Annotated in this window: 19 protein-coding genes; 3 read left to right on the forward strand and 16 right to left on the reverse strand. The window is 58.8% G+C overall.

Annotation, left to right across the window (positions count from 1 at the left end; all coding sequences use genetic code 11):
* The first annotated feature begins 8 nt into the window (after positions 1-8).
* Positions 9-1,256 carry an MFS transporter gene (locus AC0TOF_RS04585; RefSeq protein WP_473767360.1) on the forward strand — a complete coding sequence of 416 codons (1,248 nt, stop codon included), beginning with the start codon at positions 9-11 and terminating at the stop codon, positions 1,254-1,256.
* Positions 1,257-1,355: 99 nt separating this feature from the next.
* Here the strand turns inward: AC0TOF_RS04585 and ispG are convergent, their stop codons facing one another.
* Positions 1,356-2,627, reverse strand: a complete 1,272-nt coding sequence (gene ispG, locus AC0TOF_RS04590; RefSeq protein ID WP_473767361.1) for a flavodoxin-dependent (E)-4-hydroxy-3-methylbut-2-enyl-diphosphate synthase — start codon at positions 2,625-2,627, stop codon at positions 1,356-1,358.
* Between the two features lie 183 nt (positions 2,628-2,810).
* On the opposite strand from ispG, the gene AC0TOF_RS04595 reads away from it, so the two are divergent.
* Positions 2,811-3,602 (forward strand): 3-hydroxybutyrate dehydrogenase, encoded by a 792-nt coding sequence (locus AC0TOF_RS04595; RefSeq protein WP_473767362.1) that lies wholly within the window; start codon positions 2,811-2,813, stop codon positions 3,600-3,602.
* 53 nt (positions 3,603-3,655) lie between these two features.
* Here AC0TOF_RS04595 and AC0TOF_RS04600 read toward each other — a convergent pair whose 3' ends face one another.
* The 12 genes from AC0TOF_RS04600 to AC0TOF_RS04655 form a co-directional block, all read right to left on the reverse strand.
* Positions 3,656-4,849 carry an MFS transporter gene (locus tag AC0TOF_RS04600; protein WP_122000286.1) on the reverse strand — a complete coding sequence of 398 codons (1,194 nt, stop codon included), beginning with the start codon at positions 4,847-4,849 and terminating at the stop codon, positions 3,656-3,658.
* A 115-nt stretch (positions 4,850-4,964) separates the two neighbouring features.
* A complete protein-coding gene (locus AC0TOF_RS04605) occupies positions 4,965-5,588 on the reverse strand; it encodes a LysE family translocator (RefSeq protein WP_473767363.1) in 624 nt (207 codons plus the stop codon).
* Between the two features lie 19 nt (positions 5,589-5,607).
* Positions 5,608-9,084, reverse strand: a complete 3,477-nt coding sequence (gene pyc, locus AC0TOF_RS04610) for a pyruvate carboxylase (RefSeq protein ID WP_473767364.1) — start codon at positions 9,082-9,084, stop codon at positions 5,608-5,610.
* A gap of 267 nt (positions 9,085-9,351) precedes the next feature.
* Positions 9,352-10,467 carry a branched-chain amino acid ABC transporter substrate-binding protein gene (locus AC0TOF_RS04615; protein ID WP_473767365.1) on the reverse strand — a complete coding sequence of 372 codons (1,116 nt, stop codon included), beginning with the start codon at positions 10,465-10,467 and terminating at the stop codon, positions 9,352-9,354.
* A 429-nt stretch (positions 10,468-10,896) separates the two neighbouring features.
* Positions 10,897-12,012 carry a branched-chain amino acid ABC transporter substrate-binding protein gene (locus AC0TOF_RS04620; protein ID WP_473767366.1) on the reverse strand — a complete coding sequence of 372 codons (1,116 nt, stop codon included), beginning with the start codon at positions 12,010-12,012 and terminating at the stop codon, positions 10,897-10,899.
* 151 nt (positions 12,013-12,163) lie between these two features.
* Positions 12,164-12,508: a DUF6867 family protein gene (locus tag AC0TOF_RS04625; protein WP_122000281.1), complete on the reverse strand. Its 345-nt coding sequence runs from the start codon at positions 12,506-12,508 to the stop codon at positions 12,164-12,166.
* Between the two features lie 9 nt (positions 12,509-12,517).
* Positions 12,518-13,264 (reverse strand): ABC transporter ATP-binding protein, encoded by a 747-nt coding sequence (locus tag AC0TOF_RS04630; RefSeq protein ID WP_031347285.1) that lies wholly within the window; start codon positions 13,262-13,264, stop codon positions 12,518-12,520.
* Positions 13,264-14,331, reverse strand: coding sequence for an ABC transporter ATP-binding protein (locus AC0TOF_RS04635; protein ID WP_473767410.1), 1,068 nt, complete (start codon positions 14,329-14,331; stop codon positions 13,264-13,266). The genes AC0TOF_RS04630 and AC0TOF_RS04635 overlap by 1 nt, the downstream gene beginning before the upstream one ends.
* Positions 14,332-14,360: 29 nt before the next feature.
* Positions 14,361-15,740 (reverse strand): high-affinity branched-chain amino acid ABC transporter permease LivM, encoded by a 1,380-nt coding sequence (gene livM / locus AC0TOF_RS04640; protein WP_473767367.1) that lies wholly within the window; start codon positions 15,738-15,740, stop codon positions 14,361-14,363.
* A 2-nt stretch (positions 15,741-15,742) separates the two neighbouring features.
* Positions 15,743-16,651, reverse strand: coding sequence for an ABC transporter permease subunit (locus AC0TOF_RS04645; protein ID WP_122000395.1), 909 nt, complete (start codon positions 16,649-16,651; stop codon positions 15,743-15,745).
* 391 nt (positions 16,652-17,042) lie between these two features.
* Positions 17,043-18,044, reverse strand: coding sequence for a 4-hydroxyproline epimerase (locus AC0TOF_RS04650; RefSeq protein ID WP_122000279.1), 1,002 nt, complete (start codon positions 18,042-18,044; stop codon positions 17,043-17,045).
* Positions 18,045-18,049: 5 nt separating this feature from the next.
* On the reverse strand, positions 18,050-19,312 hold the full coding sequence (locus tag AC0TOF_RS04655; RefSeq protein ID WP_473767368.1) for an NAD(P)/FAD-dependent oxidoreductase: 1,263 nt from the start codon (positions 19,310-19,312) through the stop codon (positions 18,050-18,052).
* Between the two features lie 296 nt (positions 19,313-19,608).
* On the opposite strand from AC0TOF_RS04655, the gene AC0TOF_RS04660 reads away from it, so the two are divergent.
* Entirely contained in the window at positions 19,609-20,304 is a 696-nt protein-coding gene (locus tag AC0TOF_RS04660) for a GntR family transcriptional regulator (RefSeq protein ID WP_122000393.1), read from the forward strand.
* Positions 20,305-20,398: 94 nt separating this feature from the next.
* Here the strand turns inward: AC0TOF_RS04660 and AC0TOF_RS04665 are convergent, their stop codons facing one another.
* The 3 genes from AC0TOF_RS04665 to atpD form a co-directional block, all read right to left on the reverse strand.
* Positions 20,399-20,836: a MarR family winged helix-turn-helix transcriptional regulator gene (locus AC0TOF_RS04665; protein ID WP_473767369.1), complete on the reverse strand. Its 438-nt coding sequence runs from the start codon at positions 20,834-20,836 to the stop codon at positions 20,399-20,401.
* A gap of 216 nt (positions 20,837-21,052) precedes the next feature.
* Complete coding sequence (locus AC0TOF_RS04670) at positions 21,053-21,460, reverse strand: F0F1 ATP synthase subunit epsilon (RefSeq protein ID WP_122000277.1); 408 nt, start codon at positions 21,458-21,460, stop codon at positions 21,053-21,055.
* Positions 21,461-21,578: 118 nt separating this feature from the next.
* Positions 21,579-23,129 (reverse strand): F0F1 ATP synthase subunit beta, encoded by a 1,551-nt coding sequence (atpD, locus tag AC0TOF_RS04675; protein ID WP_122000276.1) that lies wholly within the window; start codon positions 23,127-23,129, stop codon positions 21,579-21,581.
* Positions 23,130-23,148: the final 19 nt, after the last annotated feature.

The following is a 23,148-nucleotide window of genomic DNA, read 5'->3' on the forward strand; positions in this document are numbered from 1 at the left end:
AGCCCATCATGCAAACCTCAACCGACGCGGCAGCAAGGCTGTCCGCGAACCCTGATGCGCGCCCTGCGCTTTCCTCGGCCACTCTTTTTCTGTTTGCGGCAGCAAGCGGACTGGCGGTAGCCAATGTCTATTTCGCCCACCCATTACTCGATGTGATGGCCGACGACCTCGGCCTCAAGCGATCGACTGCGGGCTTTATCGTCGCCGCCAGCCAGCTCGGTTATGCACTCGGCCTGATTTTCCTCGTTCCGCTCGGCGACCTGTTCAACCGCAAGCTCATCATCACGCATTTCCTTCTGTCGGTCCTGTCACTGATCGCAATCGGCCTTGCGGCCAATGCCACCGTACTTCTGGTCGCCATGGCCGTTATGGGGCTGCTCGCCGTCGTCACGCAGGCGCTCGTCGCCTATGCGGCCAGCCTCGCGGAACCTGCGCGGCGCGGCCATGTGGTCGGCATCGTCACCAGCGGCATTGTGCTCGGCATATTGCTGGCGCGCGCCATAGCTGGCGCCCTTACCGACATTGGCGGCTGGCGTATCGTCTATTTCGTTTCCGCCATTCTGACGCTTTCAATCGCGCTCCTGCTCTGGCGCACCCTCCCCGACCAGAAGCGCCAACCCACGAGCGTCCGCTATCCGGCACTTATTCTGTCACTCGTATCACTGTTTCGTTCCGAACCGGTGCTGCGCATTCGCGCCATCATCGCCATGCTGATCTTCGCCAATATCACCACCTTGCTCGCACCACTGGTCATGCCGCTCAGCGCACCGCCCTTCGAACTGAGCCACGCCCAGATCGGCCTGTTCGGGCTGGCAGGTGCAGCAGGAGCACTGGCCGCATCGCGTGCAGGCAGCGTTGCCGACCGTGGCCATGCGCAGCGCATGACAGGCTTTGCCCTGCTCCTGATGTTTATCTCGTGGGGATTGATAGCCCTGCTTGGGCACTCGCTGCTTTGGTTGATCGCGGGCGTGCTGGTACTCGACTTCGGCCTTCAGGCCGTCCACGTCACCAACCAGGCGATGATCTACCGCGTGCGGCCGGACGCGCAGAACAGGCTTACCGCCGCCTATATGGTTTTCTATTCCATCGGCAGCGCCAGCGGTTCGGCGGCTTCAACCTGGATCTATGCTCATGCAGGCTGGAACGGCGTCTGCCTGCTCGGTGCAGGCATCAGCCTTGTCACGCTCGTCTTCTGGGCAGCGACACTGAAAACAACGCCAGAAGCCGCCACGCGTGCAGTAAGCTGTTCTGCCTAGGGCATTCCGGTTAAAACGGCGTCGCCTGAACCGGTCTAACATTTTGTTTTTATCGCATTATCCAACGCAGAACCGCTTCGCACTTTTGCTGGAAATGCTCTAGTTCTGACCGGAGGCAACCTTCTGCTCAAGCCCGAAGCGGTTCTCGATGTATTCGGCAACCATCTTCTGGAAGTCCTCGGCAATAGCGGGACCACGCAGCGTCGTGACCTTCTTGCCATCGACAAAGACCGGTGCGGACGGCGTTTCGCCCGTGCCGGGAAGCGAAATGCCGATATCGGCATGTTTCGATTCGCCCGGACCGTTGACGATGCAGCCCATCACGGCAACCGAAAGCGCTTCCACGCCGGGATATTTCTCACGCCAGACAGGCATGTTGCGGCGGATATCGTCCTGAATGGTTTGCGCCAGTTCCTGAAACACCGTCGACGTCGTGCGGCCGCAGCCGGGGCAGGCCGCAACGATCGGAATGAACTGCCGGAAGCCCATGGTCTGCAGCAATTCCTGCGCCACCTGCACTTCGCGAGTGCGGTCGCCACCCGGCTCCGGCGTCAGCGAAATGCGGATCGTGTCGCCAATACCCTGCTGCAGCAGAATGCCCATCGCCGCCGACGAGGCAACAATGCCCTTGGTGCCCATGCCTGCTTCGGTAAGGCCCAGATGCAGGGCGTGGTCGGAACGCTGCGCCAGCATCGTATAGACGGCAATCAGGTCCTGCACCTGACTGACCTTGGCCGACAGGATGATCTTGTCACGGCCAAGCCCGATCTCTTCGGCAAGATTGGCCGAAATAAGCGCTGACTGCACAATGGCTTCGCGCATGACTTCCTGCGCGGAAAGCGGTGCACCCTCAGCCTGATTGCGATCCATCAGCGTGGTCAGGAGTTCCTGATCGAGCGAACCCCAGTTCACCCCGATACGTACCGGCTTGTCATAGCGGATCGCCATTTCGACAATATCGGCGAACTGCTTGTCCTTCTTGTCCTTGAAGCCGACATTGCCCGGATTGATGCGATATTTCGCAAGCGCTTCCGCACAGGCCGGATGATCGGCCAGCAGCTTGTGGCCGATATAATGAAAATCGCCCACCAGCGGCACATTGTGTCCGAGACGTTCGAGCCGCTCGCGAATCTTTGGCACGGCGGCAGCCGATTCATCGCGATCCACCGTGATGCGCACGATCTCCGACCCGGCACGATGAAGGGCCGCCACCTGCGCGACGGTGGAATCCACATCTGCGGTGTCCGTATTGGTCATCGACTGCACGACGACGGGCGCACTCCCGCCGACGATAACGCCACCGACACTGACACCAACCGACTGGCGGCGAGGAAATGGATGCGAAAAATAGCTGACGGTCTCGGAAGACATTTTGCTCTGTTCTTAACTGTACCTGTTTTCAGGTGGCGCAGCGCGACGCGAATGTCAACGGCTGCAATACTCCGGGTCTGCATTTCTCCGGGCCTGCGTATATCCGGCTTTCGCTTTATATAATCGCTTGCCGAGGCAATGTCGCCCTCTCATTATGTCGTGACCACATGGAGGAGCCCGCCAATGAACGACACATCTGCCCGCAAGACCGCAATCATCACCGGATCGAATTCCGGGATCGGCCTCGGTATAGCCCATGCACTGGCGGCGGCGGGACACAACGTCGTGATAAATTCCTTCACCGACCGCGACGAGGATCATGCACTTGCCGCCAAGCTGGCTGAAGAGCATGGCGCAAGCGTGGTCTATATCGCCGCCGATATGTCAAAGGCGGATCAATGCCGCGCGCTGATCACAGAAACTGCAAGGCGGTTCGGCAGCGTGGGCATTCTCGTCAACAATGCCGGTATCCAGCATGTATCGCCAGTGGAAGAGTTTGCGCCTGAGCAATGGGACCGCATCATCGCGATCAACCTGACATCGGCCTTCCACACCTCCGCCGCCGCCATCCCGCATATGCGCAAGGCGGGCTGGGGCCGCATTATCAATATCGCCTCGGCGCACGGCCTCGTGGCTTCGCCGTTCAAGTCGGCCTATGTGGCCGCCAAGCACGGCATTGTCGGCTTTACCAAGACGCTGGCGCTGGAACTTGCGACCGCCAAGATCACCGCCAATTCCATCTGCCCCGGCTATGTTCTGACCCCGCTTGTCGAAGCGCAGATACCGGACCAGATGAAGGCTTACCACATGGACCGCGAAACCGTGATCCGCGACGTTATGCTGGACAAACAGCCGACGAAGGAATTCGTCACCACCGCGCAGATCGGGGCAGTTGCCGCCTTCCTCGCCAGCGATGCGGCAGCGCAGATCAACGGCGCTGCCATTCCCGTCGACGGCGGCTGGACGGCGGAGTAGCGCATCCCGAAAAGTGGAAGCCGGTTTTCGGATAAGATGCGCGTCAAGAAAGTTTAATGCTTTTGATCCGCGTATCGGGCCAGGCTTGAGAAGGCGAGCACCACCAGCAGCAAGACCGGAAGCGCCAGAAACACCACGCCGAAGCCGCTGTGCTTGGCAACAAAGCCGATCAGCGACGGCGCCACCAGCATGCCGGAATAGCCAAGCGTAGTCGCGATGGACAAGCCGACGCTCGGATTGACGCCCGGCATGTTGCCAGCCATCGAAAAGGCTATCGGCACCATGTTGGAAATGCCGATCCCACAGATCGCGAAACCGATAATCGCCATTGTCGAGCTGTTTCCGAGACCGACGATCAACATGCCGATGATGGCGATGGTCGTGCAAGCGCGCAGGGTTTTAACCGCGCCGAACCGGTCGCGGACCAGATCGCCCGCAAAACGCATGACGGCCATGGCACCTGAAAACGCCGCAAAACCAAAACCCGCCACTGTTACCGAAGCGCCCAGATCCTGGCGCATATGGTAAGCGCCCCAGTCGAGAATAGCGCCTTCCGGCACCATGGAAAACAGCGCCATGACGCCGACAAGCCATGGCAGAGGATTGCGCGGCAGGGTCAGCTTCTGCTTTTCGCCGCTTGGATGATGGTGCTCCGTGTCGGCAATGATCGAAGGCCAGGCAATCGCGATCAGGATGGCGGCGATAATTGTCGTCACCAGCGCATGAACGGCCGATCCGAATTGCGCAATGAGAAACCCGCCGCTTGCAGCACCGATCAACCCGCCAAGGCTCCAGAAAGCGTGGCAGGACGACATGATCGCCCGGCGCATCTTTTTCTCGACCGCCACCGCATTGGCATTCATCGACACATCCATCGCGGCCATGGTCCCGCCGAAATAGAACATCACGATCACAGCCGTGACCACATTCGGAACCAGCGCGATAACGAGCAATGCCGGAATGAAGGCAAGCGCAAAAATGCGCACCACGATGCCCGAGCCGCGATGCGCCGAAAGAGCGCCCGCGACCGGCATCATGGCCAGGGAGCCGAGACCGAAGATCAGGATCATCAGCCCCATACCGGCGCTGTCGAGACCCAGACGCGCAGCGAATTCCGGGATTTTCGGGGCCCAGCCACCGAAAATATAACCGTTCATCAGGAAGAGGAGCGCAACGGCGATCCGCTCTCTGGTTATGATCGGCGCACGCGTGGGCGCTGCATCTTCGCGCCCGGAAACCTGTTCCATTTTGCTCTCACCCGCACAAAATCAGCCTTCCACCCAACCACTCAATCGTGACGGCATGGCTGATGAAATCACTGTTTATCCTCAGATCCACGGAAAATCGAGAGCTCACAACCAATCAGTTGCGACTGAGCGCCGTGGCCGTGCCTGCAACGATCAGGGCCGCACCGCCAGCCCGTTTCGCCCACAGACGCGCGCGGGACGCGGCCAGAACGCCTCTCGCCCTTGAAGCCGCAAGCGCATAGAGCGCATCGGTCATGCCCACCACCAGCGTGAATGTGGCGATCAGAATTGCCGCCTGCGGCCAGTAAGGAAAGTTCAGATCAATGAATTGCGGCACGAAAGCCACAAAAAACACGATTGTCTTCGGGTGAAAAATCCCGATTGCAATATTGCTCAGGAAAGCGAGCTTGGGCGAAATGGGGCGCGTTTCCGTCACGCCCACCACCGGCTCGCCTCTGCTTTTCCAGATTGCCATGACGCCAAGCCCGATCAGGTAAAGCGCACCCGCCCATTTGAGAATGGTAAAGGCTAGCGCCGATGCCGCCAGCAAGGCTCCCACGCCGGCCAGCGACAGGGTGATGGCGCAGAAATTGCCGACCGCCATTCCGGCAACGGAGGCCAGAGCCGTCCGCGTGCCGGATGAGATGGCATAGCCAACAATGCTGAGCACACCAGGACCGGGGATAAGCCCCATGACGAGCGAGGCCAGCACAAAGCCGATCCAAAGATGCATGTTCATGACTGCTCCCTCACATTCCCTACTCGCCGTAGACGATCAGCAGATCCTTCGCGTCGATCTGTTCGCCGGGGCGTACCAGCACTTCGGCGATGACACCATCGCGTTCGGCATGGATGGCGGTTTCCATCTTCATCGCTTCGATGGATAGAAGCACATCGCCCTGCGAAACCTTCTGACCGGTCGCCACGGCAACGGTCGAAACGACACCCGGCATCGGCGCGCCGACCTGCTTGTCGTTGCCCGCCTCCACCTTGCGGCGCACACCGCCCGAAGCGCCCTTGGCGCGATTGGGCACCTTGATGCGGCGCGGCTGGCCGTTCAGCTCGAAGAACACCGTCACCATGCCCTTCTCGTCGGTCTCGCTCATCGCCTGATTGACGATCACCAGCGTCTTGCCGCGCTCCAGATCGACAAAGACTTCTTCTTCCGGCTTGAGGCCATAGAAATAAACCGGCGTCGGCAGCACGCTTGTCGGGCCATAGGTTTCCTGCGCGGCAGCATAATCCGTGAAGACTTTCGGATACATCAGCGCCGAGGCAAATTCCTGATCGGAAAGCTTGCGGCCCGCTGTTTCCTCAAAGCCCTTGCGCTCCGCATCGAGATCGGCGGCAGGCAGAAGCGAGCCGGGACGCACGGTGAAAGGCTTTTCGCCCTTCAGAATCTTTTTCTGCAAAGCTTCCGGCCAGCCCGAAGGCGGCTGACCGAGATCGCCACGCATCATCGACACCACCGAATCCGGGAAAGCAATGTCCTTGGCCGGGTTCTCAACGTCGGCAACGGTGAGGTCTTGGCTGACCATCATCAATGCCATGTCACCGACCACCTTCGAGGATGGCGTGACCTTGACGATATCGCCGAACATGCGGTTCACATCGGCATAGGCCTGCGCCACTTCATGCCAGCGCGTTTCAAGCCCCAGCGAACGCGCCTGTTCCTTCAGGTTTGTGAACTGGCCGCCCGGCATTTCATGGAGATAGACTTCCGAGGCCGGACCCTTGAGGTCACTTTCAAAGGCCGCATATTGGTTGCGCACCGCTTCCCAGTAAAAGGAAATGCGGCGGATCGACTGCGAGTCCAGTTCCGGATCGCGCTCCGAACCGTGCAGCGCCTCCACGATTGATCCCAGGCAAGGCTGCGATGTGTTGCCCGACAGCGCATCCATCGCCGCATCGACAATGTCGACGCCCGCATCGATCGCGGCAAGCACGGTCGCGGCCGAAATGCCTGACGTATCATGCGTATGGAAATGGATCGGCAGATCGGTTTCCTCACGCAGCGCCTTGAACAGCACGCGCGCGGCGGCAGGCTTCAAAAGCCCCGCCATATCCTTCACCGCGATGATATGCGCGCCTGCCTTTTCGACTTCCTTCGCCAGATCGACATAATATTTGAGGTCGTACTTGGCGCGTTCCGGATTGAGGATATCGCCGGTGTAGCAGATCGCCGCTTCACAAAGCTTGTTTTCCTCCAGCACCGCATCCATCGACACGCGCATGTTCTCGACCCAGTTGAGGCTGTCGAAGACGCGGAACAGATCGATGCCGCCGCGCGCGGCTTCGCGCACGAAATATTTCACGACATTGTCGGGATAGGATTTGTAGCCAACACCGTTCGCACCGCGCAGAAGCATCTGCAGAAGAAGGTTCGGCGCGCCTTCACGCACCATCGCCAGACGCTCCCACGGGTCTTCTGTGAGGAAGCGCATCGAGACATCGAAGGTCGCGCCGCCCCAGCATTCCAGAGAGAACAGGTTCGGCAGCGCCTGCGCGTAGGAATTGGCGATACGGGCAATGTCATAGGTGCGCACGCGTGTGGCAAGCAGTGACTGATGCCCATCGCGCATGGTGGTGTCGGTAATCAGCGCGCGCTTTTCATTGCGCACCCATTCGGCGAATTTCTTCGGCCCCAGCTGGTCCAGACGCTGCTTGGTGCCATCGAGCACCGGCTTGTCGCCGAACCACGGCACGCGCGGCTTGGCAGCATCGCTGGCAGGTTTCGCACGGCCCTTGGTTTCGGGATGACCGTTGACGGTCACATCGGCAATATAGGTCAGAAGCTTGGTGGCGCGGTCCTGCCGCTTCACCTGCTCGAACAGTTCCGGCGTCGTGTCGATGAAGCGGGTCGTGTAATCGTTCGACTGGAATTTCGGATGGTTGATGATCGCTTCGAGGAAGGTGAGGTTCGTCGCCACGCCGCGAATGCGGAATTCGCGCAAGGCGCGATCCATGCGATGAATGGCTTCAAGCGGTGTCGAGCCGGAGGCCGTCACCTTCACCAGAAGCGGGTCGTAATAGCGCGTGATGAACGCGCCTGAATAGGCCGTACCGCCATCCAGACGGATGCCAAAGCCCGCCGCCGAGCGATAGGCCTGAATACGCCCGTAATCGGGAATAAAGTTCTGTTCCGGGTCTTCCGTCGTAATACGGCATTGCAGCGCGTGACCGTTAAGCCGGATATCTTCCTGGCAGGGCACGCCCGATTCCGGCGTGCCGATGGCAAAGCCTTCGAGAATATGAATCTGCGCCTTGACGATGTCGATGCCCGTCACTTCTTCCGTGACCGTATGCTCCACCTGAATGCGTGGATTGACCTCGATGAAATAGAATTTGCCGCTATCGGCATCCATGAGGAACTCGACGGTCCCCGCGCCGATATAATCGGTGGCATGCGCAATCTTCAGGCCATAATTTGCCAGTTCCTGTCGCTGCGCATCGCCGAGATAGGGCGCGGGCGCGCGCTCCACGACCTTCTGGTTACGGCGCTGAATCGAGCAGTCACGCTCGAAAAGATGAACCGCATTGCCATGCGTATCGCCGAGAATCTGCACCTCGACATGGCGGGCGCGCTCAACGAGCTTTTCGAGGTAAACCTCATCCTTGCCGAAGGCGGCCTTGGCCTCGCGCTTGGCTTCCGTCACCTCGCGGGCGAGATCGGCCTCGGCGCGGATGGCGCGCATGCCGCGCCCGCCGCCGCCCCAGCTTGCCTTCAACATCAGCGGATAGCCGATTTCGGCGGCAAGCTTTTTCACCTCCTCCATGTCGTCCGGCAGCGGATCGGTGGCGGGCACCACCGGCACACCGATCTCGATGGCGAGATTGCGCGCCGCAACCTTGTTGCCGAGGCGGCGCATGGTTTCCGGCTTCGGACCGATGAAGATGATGCCGTTTTCGGCACAGGCTTCGGCAAATTCCGGGCTTTCCGACAACAGGCCATAACCCGGATGGATCGCATCGGCGCCCGAAAGCCTGGCAACGCGAATAATCTCGTCGATCGAAAGATAGCTTTCAATCGGGCCAAGGTCGCGGTCCAGATGCGGGCCGCGACCTACCTGATAGCTTTCATCCGCCTTGAAGCGATGCAGGGAAAGTTTGTCTTCCTCGGCCCATATGGCCACCGTTTTGAGCCCCAGCTCGTTGGCGGCGCGGAATACGCGGATTGCAATTTCAGATCGGTTGGCGACCAGAATTTTCCGGATTGGCTTTTGGGCGAAAGACAAGGCAGATCTCCCTAACTGCAATGACAAAGGCAGCTTTGATTACATGGCAACAGGCCCAAGCGCAAACGAACTGTGCAACCGCAAGTTAAAAACAATATGCCCGGCTAAATGCCGGGCATATTGCTGAATTTTGTAGCAAATTTTGCTAATATATGAGGCACGAGTGCGGTTCCTATTTTGAGGCAGTCACTGGAACCGCTCTCGTGCATTTGCTTTTGCGCATTATCCAACGCAAAGCCGCTTCGCACTTCTGCTGGAAATGCTCCATTACTTCTGGAAGTAATTGTACTTGCCGTCTTCACCCTTGCGCCACTCGAACATGACGTAAGGCGACAGGCTTGGATCTCCCTTTGCATCAAAGGTGATGTCGCCGAGCACGGTCTTGAACGGGCCCTTTTCCTTCATCGCGGTGGCGACTTCCTGCGGGTCGTTGCTTCCGGCGGCATTGGCGGCACTGATCAGCGACTGCACACCCGCATAGGCGTAGAACGTATAGGCTTCCGGCTCGAAGCCCTTGTCGCGGAAAGCCTTGATCAGATCGGCATTCGACTTGTCGTCGCGCGGATCGGGACCGAAGGTGTTCATGACGCCTGCCACGGCATCACCGGCAATCGAGGCCAGTTCGTTGGACACGATGCCATCGCCCGAAATGAACTGCGCCTTGAGGCCCTGATCGGCCATCTGACGAATGAGCAGACCGGCTTCCGGGTGCATGCCGCCCCAGTAAACCGCGGTGATTCCCGCCGCCTTCATCTTGGAGATGAGCGCGGAGAAATCCTTGTCGCCCTGGTTCACGCCTTCGTAGAGCGTCTCCTTCATGCCGCTTTCGTTGAGCGACTTCTTGGTCTCGTCGGCAAGGCCCTGACCATAGGGGGTCTTGTCGTGCAGGATGGCAACCTTGCCGTCCTTGTAATTGTCGGCCATGTATTTACCGGCAACGATGCCCTGCTTGTCGTCACGACGGCAGGTGCGGAAGGTGTTCCACAAGTCGCGCTCGGTAAAGGTCGGATTGGTGGTGCCGGGCGCAATCATCAGCACGCCGTTTTCGGCATAGATGTCAGAAGTCGGAATGCTGACGCCGGAATTGAAGTGGCCGATGACGAACTGGACGCCATCGCCAACGAATTTGTTTGCAACCGAAATGCCCTGCTTCGGATCAGCTGCGTCGTCACCATAGACGATGGTGATCTGCTCGCCGTTCATGCCGCCCTTGGCATTGGCTTCCGCGACAGCCGCTTCCACACCGCGCTTGATCTGCTCGCCAAAAGCCGCCTGGCTGCCGGTCAACGGTGCGCCGACGCCCAGCTGGATGTCGGCGAAGGATACGCCGCCCATTGCCACCATTGCCGAGAGGCATACGCCGCAGAATAAGGATTTCTTCATTTCAGTTGCTCCCACTAAATCGCACTCCGAAGTTTGAAACGGTATCCGGAATACGCATCAAAACAGTCATTCACGGCGACCGTCCGACCGAGCCGGATGGCCACCATTCTTGCGGGTTTGAACAGCACCGGCTGGACCTGAACCCGGAAATTCGGATGGGAGGCTGCATCAGCCGTTGAAACGCAATTTGGGCTTGAACTGCCCGCGTTGAAACCGGTCCTCCCACCAGACCGCCAGTCAGACACCGGGAATCGCCCTACATCTGACAGCCATCGTAGATAGATTCCCTTTCATTAGGAAAGTAAAGTAATGATTTCGTCTATATTCTGCGTTTCACGCATGACTTTATGCGAGGTCGAAACATGAAAACGAAAATGCCCGACATAAAGCCGGGCATCTCCACTAATCGGGAAAGAATATAAGCGAAACTTACTGCTGTACGTAAGTATATTTTCCGTCAGCGCCCTTTTCCCACTTATACATGACATAGCCGGGAAGCTTCGGATCGCCCTTTTCATCATAGGAGAGGTCGCCCAGCACCGTCTTGAACGGTCCCTTTTCCTTCATGGCCTTGGCGACTTCCTGCGGATCGTTGCTGCCGGCAGCCTTGGCGGCCTGGGCGAGCGACTGAACCGCCGCATAGGAATAAAGCGTGTAGGCTTCCGGCTCGAAACCGGCGTCACGGAACTTCTTCACCAGATCGGCATTGTTTGGGTTGTTGCGCGGATCGGGGCCGAAGGTGTTGAGCGTGCCTTCAACAGCCGGACCGGCGATCGAGGCCAGCTCGTTCGACACGATGCCGTCGCCCGAGATGAACTGGGCCTTCACGCCCTGATCGGCCATCTGGCGGATAATGAGACCGGCCTCAGCATGCAGCCCACCCCAGTAAACAACGGTCACGCCAGCCTGCTTGAGCTTGGCGATCAGCGCGGAGAAGTCCTTTTCACCGACGTTGACGCCTTCATAGAGGGTTTCCTTGGCGCCAAGTTCGTTGAGCTTCTTCTTGGTTTCGTCAGCAAGGCCCTGACCATAAGGGGTCTTGTCGTGAATAACGGCGACCTTCGCGTCCTTGAAATGATCGAAGATGTACTGACCGGCAACAATACCCTGCTGGTCGTCACGGCCACAGGTGCGGAAGGTGTTCCAGAGGCCCTGTTCGGTATATTGCGGATTGGTCGCGCCGGGCGATATTTCGAGGATGCCATTCTCGGCATAGACCTGCGATGCAGGGATCGTGACGCCGGAATTGAAGTGGCCGATGACGAACTTGACGCCATCAGCGGCGAACTTGTTGGCTACCGAAATCCCCTGCTTGGGGTCGGATACGTCATCACCGACGGTAATGGCAATCTTCTCGCCATTGATGCCGCCCGCATCGTTGACTTCCTTAATCGCGGCTTCCGCGCCCTTTTGAATCTGCGCACCGTAAACAGCATTTGGCCCCGTTACAGGAACACCGATACCGACAAGCACGTCGGCCCAGGCCGAGCCCCCGAAAGCCAATACTGCTGCAAGTGCAACGCCTGAAAAAAGCGATTTCTTCATTGTTGAGACTCCCATCATTGTATTTACCCCGAACGATGTTTTGCATCGCCTTATTTTCTTGCTGATTACTCAGCAATATCTACGCTGAATCTTATTACTGTCAACGTGATCTTGTAAAAAAGCTTCGCCGCATAACGGCGAAGCTTTGAAATTATTTCGCTTTCCAGCTGAGAGGCGACGCCTTTTCATAAAGCCAGCCATACTGCCGCACCATTTGCTTGGTGCGCGTGTAGCGGAAGCCGATCGTGCCTATGATCATCAGGACAATCGTGTCCACCAGATAATAATGGGGCGAAAGAAGCGTTCCCTCGAACAGCGCGAAGTGGATGAAGCGCACCGCAGCGCCCAGTGGAATCAGATAGATCAGCAGCTGCGGATAGGTGCGCCAGGTCGAAGCGCAGGCACGCCCCGTCATCCAGGCAGCCCAGCCGCCAAGCAGACAGGTGATGAGGAAAAACAACCAGAATGACGGTTCTTCGTAGAGAATACCTTGCATGATTTCCTCCTAGTGCCTTCCGCCTTCGAGATAGGCGGCGCGGACTTCCGGATCGGCCAGCAATTCACGGCCTGCGCCGCTCATGGTGATCGAGCCGTTGACCATCACATAGCCGCGGTCTGCGAGCTTCAGCGCACCGAATGCATTCTGCTCGACGAGGAAAACCGTCAGCCCCTGCGTGCGGTTCAGTTCCTTGATCGCCTCGAAGATCTGCTTCACGATCAGCGGCGCCAGACCGAGCGACGGTTCATCCAGAAGCAGAAGCTTCGGACGCGCCATCAGCGCGCGGGCGATGGCCAGCATCTGCTGCTCGCCGCCCGAAAGCGTGCCGCCACGCTGGTTGATACGCTCCTTCAGGCGCGGGAACAGGTCGAACATCAGCTTTACGTCTTCATCGAAATATTGCTGATTATCGAGGCTCGCGCCCATCTGGAGATTTTCCAGAACCGTCATGCGCGGGAAGATGCGGCGGCCTTCCGGCGACTGCGCGATGCGCAACTTGGCAATCTCGTGCGGCGGCATGGATGTGATATCCTTGCCGTTGAAGAGAATGCGGCCGGTGCGCGCCTTCGGCGAACCGAAGATCGTCATCATGAGCGTCGATTTGCCGGCACCGTTGGCACCGATCAGCGCCACGATCTCGCCCTCGTCGACAGTCAGGTCGATGCCCTTCAGGGCGCAAATATTGCCGTAATAGGTTTCGACCTTCTCGACGGCCAGAAGCGGTTGCTTTTTCTGCATGGTTTCAGCCTGCATCATTCGCCTCCCTTCTTGGGCTTCGAGGAAGCCTTTGTAGGGGTTTTTGTCGGGGCTTTCGTGCGTTTCGCATCGCCCTTGGGAGCAGTCTTGTCGCCAGCCGGAACATCGGTTGCATCAACAGCGGAAGGCTTTTCGCCCGTCTCCTCGGCAATTTCCTCCTCGATGGCTTCCTCGGCAAGCTGGGCGGCGACCAGATGCGCCGGATCGACAACACCGGGCTTGTCCGCTTCTTCGATGAGTTCGGCGATTTCCTCGTCATCGACGCCGAGATAGGCGGCGATAACGCGCGGATCGTTCTTGACCTCTTCCGGCGCGCCATCGGAAATCTTGGTGCCGTATTCCAGAACGATCACATGATCGGAGATTTCCATGACGACCGACATGTCATGTTCGATCAGCAGGATCGATGTGCCGGTTTCCTTGCGGATATCGAGCAGAAGCTTGTTGAGCTCCGCCGATTCGCGCGGATTGAGACCGGCGGCAGGTTCGTCGAGGCAGAGGATTTCCGGCTCGGTGCACATCGCACGGGCGATCTCCAGACGGCGCTGATCGCCATAGGGCAGATCGCCTGCCGGATCGTCCGCACGGTCGATCAGGTTGATTTTCTCCAGCCAGTAACGCGCCTTTTCAACCGCTTCCTTCGCCGCCGACTTGTAGCCGGGCAGCCCCAGAAGACCCAGGATCGTATAACCGGAAGAGCGCATCAGCGTGTTGTGCTGCGCAACGAGCAGGTTTTCCAGAACGGTGAGGCCCGAGAACAGGCGTATGTTCTGGAAGGTGCGCGCCACCTTGGCGTGTCTGGTGATCTGGAAATCGGGAAGACGCTCCAGCAAGTACTTGTCGCCCGTCTTCCGGTTCATCGTCAGCATGCCGCCTGTCGGCTTGTAGAAGCCGGTGATGCAGTTGAAGACCGTGGTCTTGCCTGCACCGTTGGGGCCGATGATTGCCGTAATATCCCCGCGCTTCACATTGAAGCTCAGATCGTTGATGGCGACGAGGCCGCCAAAGCGCATCGAGAGATGCTCGACCTGAAGGATGGTGTCTTTTTGAGTGTTGCCGGACACAGTGCCAGACATTGTGCTTATCTCCGCCATCAGCCGTGCCCTTCCTTGGTAAAGGCACCCGACACCATCTTCTTCTCATGCAGGAACGCGCTCGGTTCTCGACTTCCGACGAAGCCGCGCGGTTTCCAGACCATGACCACGACCATGGCAAGGCCGAAGATGAGCATACGGTAGAGTTCGGGGGTGAAATCAGGTCCGAAAATCGCTTTCAGGAAGCTCATTTCACGCAGGATTTCGGTGCCGCCGATCATGACGATTGCCGCGATGGCGATGCCGACCAGAGAGCCCATGCCACCGAGGACCACGATTGCGAGAATGACCGCGGATTCGAGGAACACGAAGGATTCCGGGCTGACGAAGCCCTGGCGTGCCGCAAAGAAGGAACCGGCGAAGCCACCAAACATCGCGCCCGTCGCAAAGGCCGTGAGCTTGGTCGTGGTGGTGTTGATGCCGAGCGAGCGGCAGGCGATTTCGTCTTCGCGCAACGCTTCCCATGCACGGCCAACCGGCATGCGGCGCAGGCGGATGGTGACCCACGCCGTTAGCAGCGCCAGCAGAAGGATGACGTAATAAAGGAAGAACTTGTAATGCGCCGCCGAGAAGGTCAGTCCCATATGGGCCGCAAAACCATCTGGCCCGGCTTTGAAAGGCAGGCCGAAGAAAGTTGCCTTGGCAATGCCGGAAATGCCGAACGTGCCCTTCGTCAGATCGGTCCAGTTGATGAGGACCAGACGGATGATTTCACCGAAGGCCAGCGTCACGATGGCGAGATAGTCACCGCGCAGGCGCAGGACCGGAAAGCCCAGAATAACGCCCCACGTCGCAGCGAGAATACCGGCAATCGGCAGCAGCATCCAGAAGGACAGGCCGAAATAGGTGGAAAGCAGTGCGTAGGAATAAGCGCCGACTGCATAGAAGGCGACGTAACCCAGATCGAGAAGACCGGCGAGGCCTACCACGATGTTGAGACCCCAGGCCAGCATCACATAGATGAGGATCTGAACGCCGAAATTGTCGACCCATTTGAGCGATCCCTGCCAGCCAAGCAGCGCGACGATCAGGATCGGGTAGACAAAGAGGAAGGCGACGCCAAGACGCGAGAAGTTGCGGCGCACGAAAGACGGGCTTCCGACCGCAACGGCAGGCTGCTTGCTTTTGGCAAGCTTGCGCGCCTCCAGCCAGGGCTGGGCAAAGGCAACGAACAGGAAGCGGCCAATGGCGGCCAGCACGACGATGATGGCCAGCGCGCCCCAGCGCTGTTGCAGCACCAGTTCGTTGTTGATGTTCTGATCGGTCTTGAAACCGATGATGAGGCAGAAGAGGCCCAGCGCCAGAAGACCGGCGAAGAACCCTTCACGGATGGCCCGGCCAAAAAGGGAATCCGGGCGTGAACTCGACTGTGCAGCCATGATTATACCTTTTCGACTTCAGGACGGCCAAGAATGCCGGACGGCATGAAGATCAGCACGATGGCAAGGATCGAGAACGCGGCAACGTCCTTGTAATCGATCGAGAAATAGGCCGACCACAACGCCTCGATGAGACCGATGAGCAAGCCACCGACCACAGCGCCGGGAAGCGAGCCGATGCCGCCCAGAACCGCTGCCGTGAACGCCTTGACGCCGGGAATGAAGCCGTCGGCAAAGGAAATCACGCCATAGAAGGAGAGGTAGAGCGTACCGGCCACCGCCGCCAGCATCGCACCCATCACGAAGGTGAGCGAAATGACGCGATCGACATTGATGCCAAGAAGCGCCGCCATCTTGCGGTCCTGTTCGCAGGCGCGCTGCGCACGGCCCAGCGAGGTGCGATTGACGATATACCAAAAGATCGTCAGCAGCACCGCGGTCACCACGATGACAACGATCTGCTTCAGCGAAATCGTCACGTTCGTACCGAAGATATTGAAGGAGCCGTTCAGAAGCTGCGGCACCGGCTTGTTGCGCGGACCCTGCGTCACCTGAACGAAATTCGACAAGGCAATCGACATGCCGATAGCCGTGATCAACGGCGCGAGGCGGAACGAACCGCGCAGCGGTCTGTAGGCCACGCGCTCGATCGTCCAGCTCCACAAACCCGTCAGCAACATGGCGACGATCATCATCAACAGAAGCATCAGCGCAATCGGCAATGCTCCAATGAAAGTTGTGATGATGAGAAAAACAATCAGCGCCATGAAGGCGCCGAGCATGAAGACATCGCCATGAGCAAAGTTGATCATGCCGATAATGCCATAGACCATCGTATAGCCGATGGCGATCAGGCCATAGATCGAGCCGAGCGCAAGCCCGTTGATCACCTGCTGGAAGAAATATTCCATCGAGAAGCCACCCATTTTAACGTCCGGGGTTTTTTTGACGCATCTTTATTTCGTGCGCCTTCATTTTATTCCCGGTTAATTACACCTAACGGCTGTATAGAGGAATGCAAGCCCCTTTTGTCTCAGACAAAAGACTAAGGGCATCATCCCTCCACAAACTAGTCATGTCCCCTATCAAACGTCCTGTATATGTTTTTTTCTCCTACCCGGCGCGCTTTATTCCATATTTTTAGCGTTGCCCGAAAGCCAAAAAATTGGGGGCCAATAAGAAAATTACCAGCCGTACCCACTTTAGGGTCTTTCGGGAGACCAGGTCGCGGGCCTGGCGTCAGCCGGATTTTATTCCTGAACAAATCCCGACACTGTCCCAGCCTCGTCCCCTCCCCTGATCCTACGCGACTGTAAACCCGTGTGCAAAGGGATCGCGGTCATCGATAAAGATCGTATTATATCCCGTCATGCGTGCCCAGCCAGCAATTGAAGGGATGATTGCCGGGCGCCCGTCGACTTCCGCAGCGCGTTCCACGCGGCCGTGGAAAAGCGACCCGATGATGGATTCATGCACGAACTCATCGCCGGGCTTCAGCTTGCCCTTGGCCGCCAGTTGCGCCATGCGCGCAGACGTACCGGTTCCGCAGGGCGAACGGTCGATTGCCTTGTCGCCGTAGAAGACCGCATTGCGGGCATGGGCTTCCGGGTGTTTCGCCTTGCCGGTCCATAGAATATGGCTCAGACGATTGATGTCGGGCAGCAGCGGATGCTGGAACTTGTACTTCTCGTTCAGCCGCTCACGCAGGACCGGGCTCCACGCAATCAGTTGCAGCGCGGAATAATCTTCCATGTCCGTGTAATTTTCCTGGCGTTCGACAATGGCGTAGAAATTGCCGCCATAGGCCACATCAACCTTGAGGCTTCCAAGGTCGGGGCACTCGACTTCCAGCCCTTCGGCATAAAGGAAGGCCGGAACATTGGTGAGGCGCACGCGCTCGACATACTGGCCGTTCTGCTCATATTCGATGGCCACCAGACCGGCGGGCGTATCGAGATTGAGCTTGCCCGGCGTCTTCGGCGTCACCAGCCCCTGCTCTATCGCCATCGTCACGGTTCCAATCGTGCCATGACCGCACATCGGCAGGCAGCCGGAAGTTTCGATGAACAGCACCGCAACATCGCAATCCGGGCGCGTCGGCGGGTAGAGAATGGAGCCGGACATCATGTCATGGCCGCGCGGTTCGAACATCAGCCCGGTGCGAATCCAGTCATATTCGCGCAGAAAATGCGCCCGCTTTTCCATCATGGTCGAACCTTCCAGGTTCGGCCCGCCGCCAGCCACCAGACGCACGGGGTTGCCGCATGTATGTCCGTCGACGCAGAAGAATGAATGTCTTGCCATGATGGTCAGTTCCGAAAACGTTGTGGCTTGAAAGGTTCGATGTCGATTGCAGGCGCAGCCCCCGTGATAAGATCGCGGATAAGCCGTCCGGTCGCAGCCGACTGCGTGAGGCCGAGATGGCCATGGCCGAAGCCGTAATAGATGTTGTCGCCCGCCGAAGCCCGGCCGATGACCGGTACCGAATCCGGCATGGATGGCCGATAGCCCATCCATTGCCGCCCGCCTTCGGTGCGAAGGCCCGGCAGAAACATGGAAGCCTTCTTTAGCATGGCTTCGGAACGCGCGAAATTGGGCGGCAGGTCAAGCCCGCCGAACTCCACCGCGCCGCCGACGCGCAGGCCAGTTTCCATCGGGGTGATGACGAAACCGTGGCCGGGGAATGTCAGCTGGCGCTTCACGTCGAAACTGCCGACCGGCAAGGTCGTGTTATACCCGCGTTCCGTATCGAGCGGCACGGCATCGCCAAAACCTTTGGCGAGATCACGCGACCATGCACCAGCCATCAGGACGAGATGCGCCGCCCTGATTTCGGTTCCGTCCTCAAGACGAACACTCGCCCCGCCATCGCCCGGTCTGGCATTCATGACCTTGGCCTGAAGGAAGCGCGCGCCCCTGCTTTCCGCATAGGACCAGATCGCCTTGCCGAACAGCTTCGGATCGCTCACATTCTTCCAGCCGGGAACGAAAGTTCCGGCAACGAAACGCGGGCTCAGTCCCGGCTGCAATTCGGCAAGCCGATCGCCGCGCACGTGTTCATAGGCAATTCCGGCATTTTCGCGAACATCCCAGCCCGGCTGCGAGGCGGCAAGCTCCGCTTCGCTTTCATAAAGTTCCAGATTGCCGTTCTCGTGCAGGCGATCGCGCAATCCGGCCCGGTCGATCAGCGCCATCATCTCGCTGCCTGCAAGCCGCATGATATCTGCCTGCGCAATCGCGGTTTTAGCCAATGCATCCGCGCTGCTTGCGCGCCAGAAGCGATAAAGCCAGGGCACCATCTTCGGAAAATAGGAAGGACGGATCGTAAACGGCCCGAGCGGATCCATCAACCAGCCCGGCACCTTGCGCATGACGCCCTTGGAGGCGAGCGGAAGAATGTCGGAGAAAGCAAGCGCCGCAGCATTGCCGGAGCTGGTTTCCTCGCAAATGCCGGTTCTGTCGATAACCAGAACCTGGCGCCCCGCCTCGGCAAGCAAGGCCGCTGTGGCCACGCCGACGATACCGCCGCCGATAATGAGAATATCCTGCTGACCCTGTGGATCAGATTTCATCTTGTGCGGCTCCCCACCGGATTCAATTTTGCCTGCAGCCTTGCCGAAAAACCAGCTCACATGGTCGTTTCGGCCTATCGGCAATCGTCATGTTCAACGCCAGCACGCAATTTCTGTCCATCATTTTTTTGGAATGACACTGTGCCGAAAGTTCGCCATCGCTTGAAAAAGCCACAAAGGCCAGATTAGGGCCAAGTCAGGGATCGACAACGCAAATCGCCACTTATTGATATATCAGAGATATATCTGTAGGATTGAACTATGTCAATCGTCGTAAACCACAGGGCATGGACGACATGGAAGAAACGAACGTTCGAGACAGGCTGACGCGCAGCCCGGCCAGCATGCCGCTGGCGGCCATGGATGGCTGGGCCAGCGAAAGCCTTGCCGAACAGGCCTATCGCATTCTGGAGCGCTCCATCGTCACGCTGGAACTGGAGCCGGGCACTGTCGTCAACGAGCGTACGCTGATCGAACTGACCGGCATGGGCCGCACGCCGATGCGGGAAGCCATTCAACGTCTCGCCTGGGAAGGTCTCGTAGAGGTGCGTCCGCGCTCCGGCATTGCCATCGCGGCCATCGACCCGAAGGATTTCATCAAGGTGCTGGATGCGCGCGAAGGCGTCGAGCGCGTTCTGGCGCGTGATGCCGCACGCTTCGGCAGCCCGCGCGACTATGAACGGCTCGAAGCCGCTGCCGCTGCCATGCGGCAGGCAATTCCCGACGAGGATGTGGCGCTGTTTCTGGACGCCGACAAGGCGTTCGACATTGTTCTGGGCGCGGCTGCGAGCAATCCCTATGCGGCGCGCATCGCTGCGCCCCTGCAAAGCCACAGCCGCCGCTTCTGGTTCCGCCTTCGCCCGTCGACCGGCATAGCCGGTTCGGCCAATGCACATGCGACATTGATCGAGGCGATCATTTCCCGCCAGCCGGAGCGGGCCAGCGACACGGCCAGCGAACTGATGGCCTATCTGCGAACCCTCGCGCCCTGATTTTCGCCGCTGGCTTTCATGAGGCGCGATAGTCAAAACAAAAGCCGAAGCGATGGCTCCGGCTCTTTGAAACTTCGGGAACTGATTAACCCCATCAATGGGATTTGTTCATCGAGTCCGACATTTTGCGAAGCACGTTGAGCGCAACGCTCAACTCTTCATCGCTCACGCCTTCAAGAAGATCTTCACGCACGTCTCCGGCGAGCTTCACCACCTGTTCAGCCAGAATCTTGCCTTCCGCCGTCATGACGACGCGCTTGGCGCGGCGGTCGCCCTGGACCGTTTGCCGTTCGATGAAAGACTGGCGCTCCAAACCATCGAGCAGGCGCACCATGGTCGCGTTTTCGATCTCCAGCGCCTCGGCCAGCTCCTTCTGGTAAAGGCCTTCCTGTTCGATCAGGGCAAGCAAGGTGCGCGCCCGGGCCAGCGTCAGGCCGCGCTCCTTCACGCGCGCATCAAAAACAGTGCGAAGCCTGCGATTAACCTTCGCCATGGCATCTATCATTTCAGCTCTGAGGTCTGCCGTATCCATGCCAATCGCCTTATATATTAGTAAACTAATGATTTCAGGTTTGGATAGATCGCTGCCGAACCATTTTCAAGCGAACTTCATGAACTCACGCAAGCGTGATGGGGTTTTGCGCCGATATGACCGTTCTGCGGACAAATTCCCTGACGGAACGGTGATCTGAAAAAGAAAAAGCGGGCAAAAGCCCGCTTTCCCGAAACACGATGAATTGCCTGCTTATCAGGCCGGCATGATCGTTCCCTGCAGCGTCATCAGCTGGTGCAGGAAGATCTCCGCCTTGGTCCGATGCTCGTTGGTCGAGGCATCTTCCAGATGCTTGCGGGCTTCCTCGATGCGGCGCTGAATGTCTGCCGGGTTGATATCGTCCACATGGGTCGCCGATTCGGCCAGAACGGTGCAGCCCTGCGGGGTGATATCGGCGAAGCCGCCGAAGACCACGTAGGAGTCGGACTTGCCGTCGGCAAGCTTCACCGAAACGACACCCGGCATGATCGTCGTCATCAGCGGCGAATGACCGGCGAGAGCCGTCAGATAGCCTTCGCTACCCGGAATGACGACTTCCGTCACCTGCGCGGAAAGCAGGAGCCGTTCAGGCGACACGAGTTCGAATTGGAAAGCTTGAGCCATGGTTCTCACTTGAATTCAAAAGCACGATCCGGAAAGCTGAAGCAGTTTTCAGAACATGCTTAAACAAAATGATTGGCTTTCACGGCGGGCCTTGCGGCCCACCGGGAAATTCAATTCATCAGGCAGCTTCTGCTGCCAGCTTCTTGGCCTTCTCGAGAGCTTCCTCGATGCTGCCGACCATGTAGAAGGCAGCTTCCGGAAGATGATCGTAATCGCCAGCGCAAAGGCCCTTGAAGCCCTTGATGGTGTCGGCGAGGTCGACCAGCTTGCCCGGCGAACCGGTGAAGACTTCAGCAACGAAGAACGGCTGCGACAGGAAGCGTTCGATCTTGCGGGCGCGGGCCACGGTGAGCTTGTCTTCTTCAGACAGTTCGTCCATGCCCAGGATCGCGATGATGTCCTGAAGGGCCTTGTAGCGCTGCAGGATCGACTGAACCTGACGGGCGACGGCGTAGTGTTCGTCACCGACGACCTTCGGGTCAAGCATGCGCGACGTGGAGTCGAGCGGGTCAACAGCCGGGTAGATACCCTTTTCTGCGATCGAGCGCGACAGAACGGTCGTGGCGTCCAGGTGGGCAAACGAGGTGGCCGGCGCCGGGTCGGTCAAGTCGTCGGCAGGGACGTAAATCGCCTGAACCGAGGTGATCGAGCCCTTGGTCGTCGTCGTGATGCGTTCCTGCATGGCGCCCATGTCGGTTGCCAGCGTCGGCTGATAACCCACGGCGGAAGGAATACGGCCGAGAAGAGCCGACACTTCCGAACCTGCCTGCGTGAAGCGGAAGATGTTGTCCACGAAGAACAGAACGTCCTGGCCCTGGTCACGGAAGTTTTCGGCAACCGTCAGACCGGAGAGAGCAACGCGAGCGCGCGCACCCGGGGGTTCGTTCATCTGGCCGTAAACGAGGGCAGCCTTGGAACCTTCGCCGCCGCCGAGCTTGTTCACGCCCGATTCGATCATTTCGTGGTAAAGGTCGTTGCCTTCACGGGTACGCTCACCGACGCCTGCAAACACGGAGTAACCGCCGTGCGCCTTGGCGACGTTGTTGATGAGTTCCATGATGAGAACGGTCTTGCCGACGCCTGCACCGCCGAAGAGGCCGATCTTGCCGCCCTTGGCGTAAGGAGCGAGAAGGTCGACGACCTTGATGCCCGTTACGAGGATTTCGGCTTCGGTCGACTGCTCGATATATTCCGGAGCGCTCTGGTGGATGGCGCGGGTCGCCGTGGTCTTGATCGGACCGGCTTCGTCAACCGGCTCGCCGATGACGTTCATGATGCGGCCAAGCGTTTCGACGCCAACCGGAACCATGATCGGTTCGCCGGTGTCGCGTGCTTCCTGACCGCGAACCAGACCTTCGGTCGCGTCCATGGCGATGGTGCGCACGGTGTCTTCGCCGAGGTGCTGGGCAACTTCGAGAACCAGGCGGTTGCCCTGATTGTCGACTTCAAGCGCGTTCAGGATCAGCGGGAGCTGGCCTTCCGGGAACTTGACGTCGACGACAGCGCCGATGACCTGCGTAACGTGGCCGATTGCGCCAGCCGCTGCTGCCTTTGGAGCGGCAGACTTGGCTGCTGCGGTGGTCTTGGGCGCTGCTTTCTTGGCAGGCGCCTTCGCCGCTGGCTTTGCTTCGGCCGCGGCGGTAGTTTTCGGGGTCGCTGCTTTTGCCATCGATCCTTACCTTCCGTTA

The sequence above is a fragment of the Ochrobactrum sp. PL_is501 genome, from assembly GCF_055816895.1.